General features: G+C 69.6%; 6 protein-coding genes. 5 read left to right on the forward strand and 1 reads right to left on the reverse strand.

Going from position 1 to position 6,184, the window contains the following annotated elements; genetic code table 11:
* Positions 1-136: 136 nt before the first annotated feature.
* From BLT28_RS06710 to BLT28_RS06730, 5 genes are all read left to right on the forward strand, one after another.
* Positions 137-487, forward strand: a complete 351-nt coding sequence (locus BLT28_RS06710; RefSeq protein WP_030433212.1) for a YciI family protein — start codon at positions 137-139, stop codon at positions 485-487.
* Entirely contained in the window at positions 484-1,665 is a 1,182-nt protein-coding gene (locus BLT28_RS06715; protein ID WP_030433211.1) for an RNA polymerase sigma factor, read from the forward strand. The genes BLT28_RS06710 and BLT28_RS06715 overlap by 4 nt, the downstream gene beginning before the upstream one ends.
* Positions 1,666-2,109: 444 nt before the next feature.
* Positions 2,110-3,228, forward strand: coding sequence for an HNH endonuclease signature motif containing protein (locus tag BLT28_RS06720; RefSeq protein WP_083383677.1), 1,119 nt, complete (start codon positions 2,110-2,112; stop codon positions 3,226-3,228).
* A gap of 299 nt (positions 3,229-3,527) precedes the next feature.
* Complete coding sequence (locus BLT28_RS06725; protein WP_030433670.1) at positions 3,528-4,097, forward strand: ArsR/SmtB family transcription factor; 570 nt, start codon at positions 3,528-3,530, stop codon at positions 4,095-4,097.
* Between the two features lie 101 nt (positions 4,098-4,198).
* Entirely contained in the window at positions 4,199-5,542 is a 1,344-nt protein-coding gene (locus BLT28_RS06730) for an alpha/beta hydrolase family protein (protein ID WP_162184955.1), read from the forward strand.
* Positions 5,543-5,627: 85 nt separating this feature from the next.
* Here BLT28_RS06730 and BLT28_RS06735 read toward each other — a convergent pair whose 3' ends face one another.
* On the reverse strand, positions 5,628-5,975 hold the full coding sequence (locus BLT28_RS06735) for a hypothetical protein (RefSeq protein ID WP_030433668.1): 348 nt from the start codon (positions 5,973-5,975) through the stop codon (positions 5,628-5,630).
* Between the last annotated feature and the right edge of the window lie 209 nt (positions 5,976-6,184).

Raw genomic sequence — 6,184 nt, forward strand, 5'->3', positions numbered from 1 at the left:
CTGGCCCGCTTCACTCCCGGTTCTTCGACCAGGCCGGGGTGGGGAGGAAGAAGAATCCCCGGCTGCCGTGTCGATTTGCGCCCCCGGCGTTCGTGTAGAGGGTGGAAACGCCCGAACGAGCCGTTGGAGGCACACCGTGAAGCAGTACATGCTCAGCATCTACCAGCCCGATGGTCCGGCCCCCGCCCCCGAGGTGCTGGAGCCGATCATGCGTGAGCTGGACGCGCTCAACGAGGAGATGCGGGCGAAGGGCGCCTGGGTCTTCGCGGGCGGCATGCACGATCCGGGCACCGCGACCGTGCTGCGGGCCGAGGGGGACGAGGTGCTGGTCACCGACGGTCCCTTCACCGAGGGCCGCGAGCACCTGGGCGGGTTCACCGTCATCCGCGCCGCCGACCTGGACGAGGCGCTGGAGTGGGGCGAGCGGCTGGCGAAAGTGATCACCTTGCCGATCGAGGTGCGGCCGATGCACGACGGGTTCTGCTGAAAGTGGACATAGCCCGGATCTTCACCGAGGAGTACGGGCGCGCGATGTCGGTCCTGGTCCGCGTCTTCGGTGATATCGACATCGCCGAGGAGGCGGTCCAGGACGCCTTCGCCGTCGCGGTGCGGACGTGGCCGCGGGACGGCCTCCCGCCGAGCCCGGCCGGCTGGATCATCACCACCGCCCGCAACCGCGCCGTCGACCGCCTGCGCCGGGAGGCCACGCGGGACCAGCGGCACGCCGAGGCCGCGCTGCTGCACGCGGCGAGCGAGCCGGAGGAGGAGGGGCCCGTGCGCGACGAACGGCTCCGGCTGATCTTCACCTGTTGCCATCCCGCGCTGGCCCCGGCCGCCAGGGTGGCGCTGACGCTGCGGCTGCTCGGCGGGCTGTCCACGGCGGAGATCGCCCGCGCCTTCCTGGTGCCCGAGCCGACGATGGCCCAGCGGCTGGTGCGGGCGAAGGGCAAGATCCGGGACGCGCGCATCCCGTACCGGGTGCCCGGCGACGCCGATCTGCCGGACCGGCTGCGCGCGGTGCTGGCCGTGGTCTACCTGATCTTCACCGAGGGGTACGCGGCGGGCCGGGCGGGGCTGTGCGGGGAAGCGATCCGGCTCGGCAGGCAGTTGGCCGCGCTGATGCCGGACGAGCCGGAGGTGACCGGCCTGCTGGCGCTGATGCTGCTGGTCGAGTCGCGCCGGGCCGCACGCACCACCGGCACGGGGGAGGTGGTCCTGCTGGCCGGCCAGGACCGCGAGCTGTGGGACGCCGGGCTCATCGCCGAAGGGCAGGCGCTGGTGCGGAAGTGCTTGCGCCGCAACCAACCCGGCCCCTACCAGATCCAGGCGGCGATCAACGCCGTGCACAGCGACGCGCCGACGGACTGGCACCAGGTGGTGCAGCTCTACGACCAGCTGCTCGTGGTCGCGCCGAGCCCGGTCGTCGCGCTCAACCGCGCGGTGGCGGTCGCCGAGGTCGAGGGGCCGCAGGTCGGACTGGAACTGGTCGAAGCGCTCGATCTCGACCGCTACCACCTGTTCCACGCGGTCCGCGCGGACCTGCTGCACCGCGTGGGCCGGGATGCGGAGTCCGTGCGCGCCTACGACGAGGCCATCGAGCTGGCAGAGCAGGTGGCGGAGCGGGAGCTGTTGCGGCGCAAGCGTGCCGTTGTGGCCGAAGTCTGAAACACATGGCTGCGCTGTTTTCCAGCGTGGGTCGACTGGTTCCGGCGGGGGCTGGCTGGTTCCGGCGTGGGGTCGGCTGGTTGCAGCGGGGGCTGGCTGGTTCCGGCGGGGTTGGCTGGTTGCGGCGGGGGGTTGGCTGGTTCCGGCGAGGTTGGCTGGTTCCGGCGGGGTGTGGCTGGCTGCAGCGGGGGTTGGCTGGTTCCGGCGTGGGGTCGGCTTGACCTGGGGCCCCTTGCGCGTGCCCCTGGGCCTTTCAGGGGCACGGGATGAAACTCCGGCCCTCGCGGGAAGCGTATGGCACGCGCACCCCAGGTAAAGCCGACCGTTCCAGCCTTACCTCGCGCCAGCTGGAACTGGCTTTCGTTTTCCGGAACCGTTGGGGTGTAAGGGAAAGTTCACTCCGTAGAGCCATGATCCACTATTTGCAGACGCTAAAATGGGAGTATGGCCCCTGCCGATATCGAAGACGAACTCGTCGCCGCCTACGCCGCCATCGGGCGTGCGGTGGCGGACTTCGCCTCAACCCTGATGAAGCTCTATGACGACCTGGATCCGCAAGTGCAGCAGTACGCCGGGGATGTCCTGATGCCGCTGCTGCGTGTCTCTCAGGTCAAGGGCAACAAGCTCGTTGATCGGGCGATGTCGCTGGTGGAGCACCCGGTGGTGTTGGAGGCGTTGTCGGAGGGGCGGATTGATGAGGGTAAGGCGTTGATGATCATTGATCAGGTCAGTGTCCTCGACGCCGCCAACCAGGCGATTGCCGAGCCGGTGTTGATCGCGCATGCGGCCACGCACAACTACACCGCAAGCCAGCGGTATGCCCGGCGCTATGTCCTCAAGCTCGACGCTGAAGCAGCCCTGCGCCGTCATGAGGAGAAGCGCAAGCAGCGGTTGGTGGAGAAGTTCAACCTCGACGACGGCATGTGCTCCCTGCGCGTCGTGCTGCCCGCCCTCGACGCGGCCTTGGCCTTCGATCGCATCGACCGCATCGCGCGGGCGTTGCCGAAGGATGACCGAACCCTCGACCAAAAGCGATCCGATGTGGCCGCGGATTTGTTGATGGGCAAGGACACCCCGGCACCGCAGGGGGAGGTGTGCGTGAACCTCACGATGCCGATCACCAACATCCTGGGTCTGACCAAGGACCCGGTGATGCTGGCCGGGTACGGGCCGCTGCCCGCGCCGATCGTGGCGGATGTGGCGGCGAACGGGATCTGGAAGCGCATCCTGACTGACCCGGTGACGGGGATGGCCGAGCACATCACCACCTACCGGCCCACCCCCGCGCAACGCGAGCTGATCAACGCCCGGTATCCCACGTGCACGATGGTCGGCTGCAACCAACCGGCGCACCGCTGCGACGTGGACCACTGCTGTCCCTTCGACGGCACCAACACCACCATCGCCAACCTGCGGCCCAAGTGCAGGCACCACCACCGGATGAAGACCCACTCCAACTGGTCCTGCGAGAACCGCCCCGATGGGACGCATGCGTGGACCACGCCGAGTGGCAGGGTGATCGAGACCGAACTCGAACCCATCGCCGAACCCGCACCCTTCTAGAGGTCGTCCTTCGAACCAGATGACCGAGTGGGCAGGGCTGTGCCTGCGTGCCGATCTCACGTGCACCGCTTGGGTTCTTTCAGTGCGCTGGGACGGGGCAGCTGGTGCGGGCGCTCGTGGCGAACCGGGACGTGGGGCAGCGCGTTGACCCGGTCCCTCGGTGTGCTCCACCGTCCGCAGCCTGAACGAGGACATCCCGGGCGCTCCGGGCCGGTGATCGTCCTGGTTCTCGGCAAGCGGTGATAGGGCTTGCCCGCGGCTAGTTGCAAACCCGGGTTTGCAAAGGCTAGTTTGTAACTATGGCCGAGCCGAGGGAGATCACCGATCCGGAGGCGCTGCGGACGCTCGCGCACCCGCTGCGCCAGAGCATCCTGCGGTTGCTGTCCGAGCGCGGGCCCGCGACCTCGACGTCGCTGGCCAAGGCGCTCGGCGAGAACACCGGGGCGACCAGCTACCACCTGCGCAGGCTGGCCGAGCACGGGTTCATCGAGGAGGCTCCCGAGCTGGCCAAGGGGCGGGAGCGGTGGTGGCGCTCGCCGCCAAAGGACCTCCGCTTCCCCCGGCGCAGCGAGCAGACCCCGGAGATGAGCGCGGTTCTGGACGAGCTGCACCAGCAGCAGTTCGCCGCCGACCTGGAGCTGTTCGCGCGGTTCCAGGCGCAGCGGGACCGGCTCGGCGAGTGGGCCGACGCGATGCCGTTCTCGCGCGGGTCGATCCGGGTCACCGGTGAGCAGCTGATGGAGTTCTTCGAGGAGTACATGAAGCTGCTCAAGCGCTTCCAGGTATCCGAAGAAGAGGCCGCTCCGGGATCGCGCCGCATCCTGACCAGGTTCATCGCCTTCCCGGCGCCGCTACCCGAGGAGGACTGAGAAAAGGGACCGGGACACCGAGTTGCCGCTCGGTGTCCCGGGAACGGAAATCCGCACGATCACGCCTGAGGTACGCACTTCCACAGAAAGGAGAGCACTTCGTGCTGCTCCGATGCAAACGCGCGGCCCTGATCGGGTTCGCCGCGTTGTTCCTCTTACCGCCCGCCGCGCACGCGGACGACTTCACGACGAAGGACCTCACCCTGGACCTGGGTGACGTCACCACGCCCGCCACTCTCTTCGTCCCGCCCGGTGCCGATCGACGCCCCGGCGTCGTGATGGTGCACGGGTCCGGGCCCGGCAAGCGCGCGCAGTACCGGCTGTTCGCGGAGGCGTTCGCGCGGCAGGGCATCGTCGCGCTGCTCTACGACAAGCGCACTGTCGGCTACTCCCAGTCGCAGCGCGACTATTCGCAGCTCGCCAACGACGCGCTGACCGCGTTCGGCGTGCTGCGCGCGCGGCCTGAGGTCGACCCCGCCCAGGCGGGGTTGTGGGGCCTGTCGGAGGGTGGGTGGACCGCGCCGCTGGCCGCCTCGCGCTCCGACGACGTGGCCTTCCTGATCACCGTGGGCGCCAACGGCGGCACCCCGAGCCGGCAGCAGGCCTGGGCGGTGCGGGAACGGCTCGTCCGCATGGGCGTGTCCGGGTCGATGGTGGACGCCGTCGCGGACAAGGGGATGCGCCAGATCATCCACAATGGACTGTTCCCGCAGGCCGACTACGACCCGGTTCCGGTACTGCGGCGGCTGAGGCAACCCACGCTCGGCATCTGGGGCGCCAAGGACCGGCTCACCCCGCCCGGTGAGAGCCTGCGGGTCTTCCGGGAGAACGTGCCACGGCACACCTTGCGCGTGTTCCCCGAAGGCGAGCACGGCGCGCACCGCACGGTGACCGGCTTCGAACGGCTTCCGGAGCTCGTGCCGGGCTACGCCGAGCTGGTCGGCTCGTGGGTCCGCGAGCTACCCACTGCCAACAGCGCCGATCCCGCGCCGCACCAGGACGTCACGACCAGGCCGCTCGAACCGTTGGCGGCGTGGGAGACCGGCAAGGTCCAGATCGCCGTGCTCGCGGTGCTGGTGCTGGCGTTCCTGGGCTACGGGCTGAGCGGGTTCGTGCGGCGCTGGCGACCTGGTGCGGGCAGTCGCGCGCACTGGCTGGCCGCAGCGAGCCTCGCCGTGGTGACGGGCTGGATGATCTACGTGTTCCTGTTGCTGAGCAATGGAAAGCTGCCGTTGGGGCCGCTGGTGTTCGGGCGTACCCTGCCGTGGCTCGGGATGCAGGTGCTGTCGGTGGCGGTGGTGGTCCTGATGGTGCTGACGGTGCTGCGGACCGGGCGTGAGCTGGCCGGAGCCGGGGTGGGCGCGCGAGTTCGGCGGGGCGTGGTGTTGGCCGGTGGGGCGCTGTTCGTGCCCTGGGCGTTCTACTGGGGGCTCCTCCTGCCCTGACGTTTCCGCTCTGCCGGAAGTGCTGCCCGTCCACGGTGGACGCGGCGCCGGATCTGCTCGCCACCCCGGGCGACCCGGCGCCGTGCTATTCCTGTGCCCACGCGGCGACTGGGAGTGACAGGTAGACGCCGAAGTCGTCGAGGCCGGTGGCCTTGGCGATGTCCTGGTACAGCCCGTCCACCCGGTCCTGGCGGTTGGCGGCGCGGCTCTCGAAGTACTTGGAGCGCACCTCGACCACGACCGGCAGGCCGCACCGGTCGAACGGCCCGAGCTGCCGGAATCGGATCTCCACGTCACCGGGCTGCAGGTCACCGTCGTAGGGCTCCTCCGGGCACTCGACGGCCACGGACACCAGGTGCGGCAGGACGGACCCGAGTTCGCGCAGCGTGCGCTCGGGGACGGAGGGCGCATGGGTGACTTCCACGAGAGGCACGCGACCAGGTTAAACGCCTAGTCGGCAGCCGAGGTCCCGGCAAGTGTTACCGCCGTCGGGGGCACCGCGCCTATGCTGTGCGCGCGGGCTGGCGACCCGCTGGACGCGGCGCTGCGCGGAAGCTGGATGACCAACGGGGACAACGCGCACCCGGCCGCCGACGCCACCGCGGGGACTTGCGCACTGCCGGCTGCTCGACCACGTCCCAG

This window comes from Allokutzneria albata, from assembly GCF_900103775.1.
Lineage (GTDB): Bacteria > Actinomycetota > Actinomycetes > Mycobacteriales > Pseudonocardiaceae > Allokutzneria > Allokutzneria albata.

Coding starts and splice junctions, on each gene's coding strand:
- BLT28_RS06720 (WP_083383677.1), top strand. CDS start 2,110: ATGGCCCCTGCCGATATCGAAGACGAACTCGTCGCCGCCTACGCCGCC.
- BLT28_RS06725 (WP_030433670.1), top strand. CDS start 3,528: ATGGCCGAGCCGAGGGAGATCACCGATCCGGAGGCGCTGCGGACGCTC.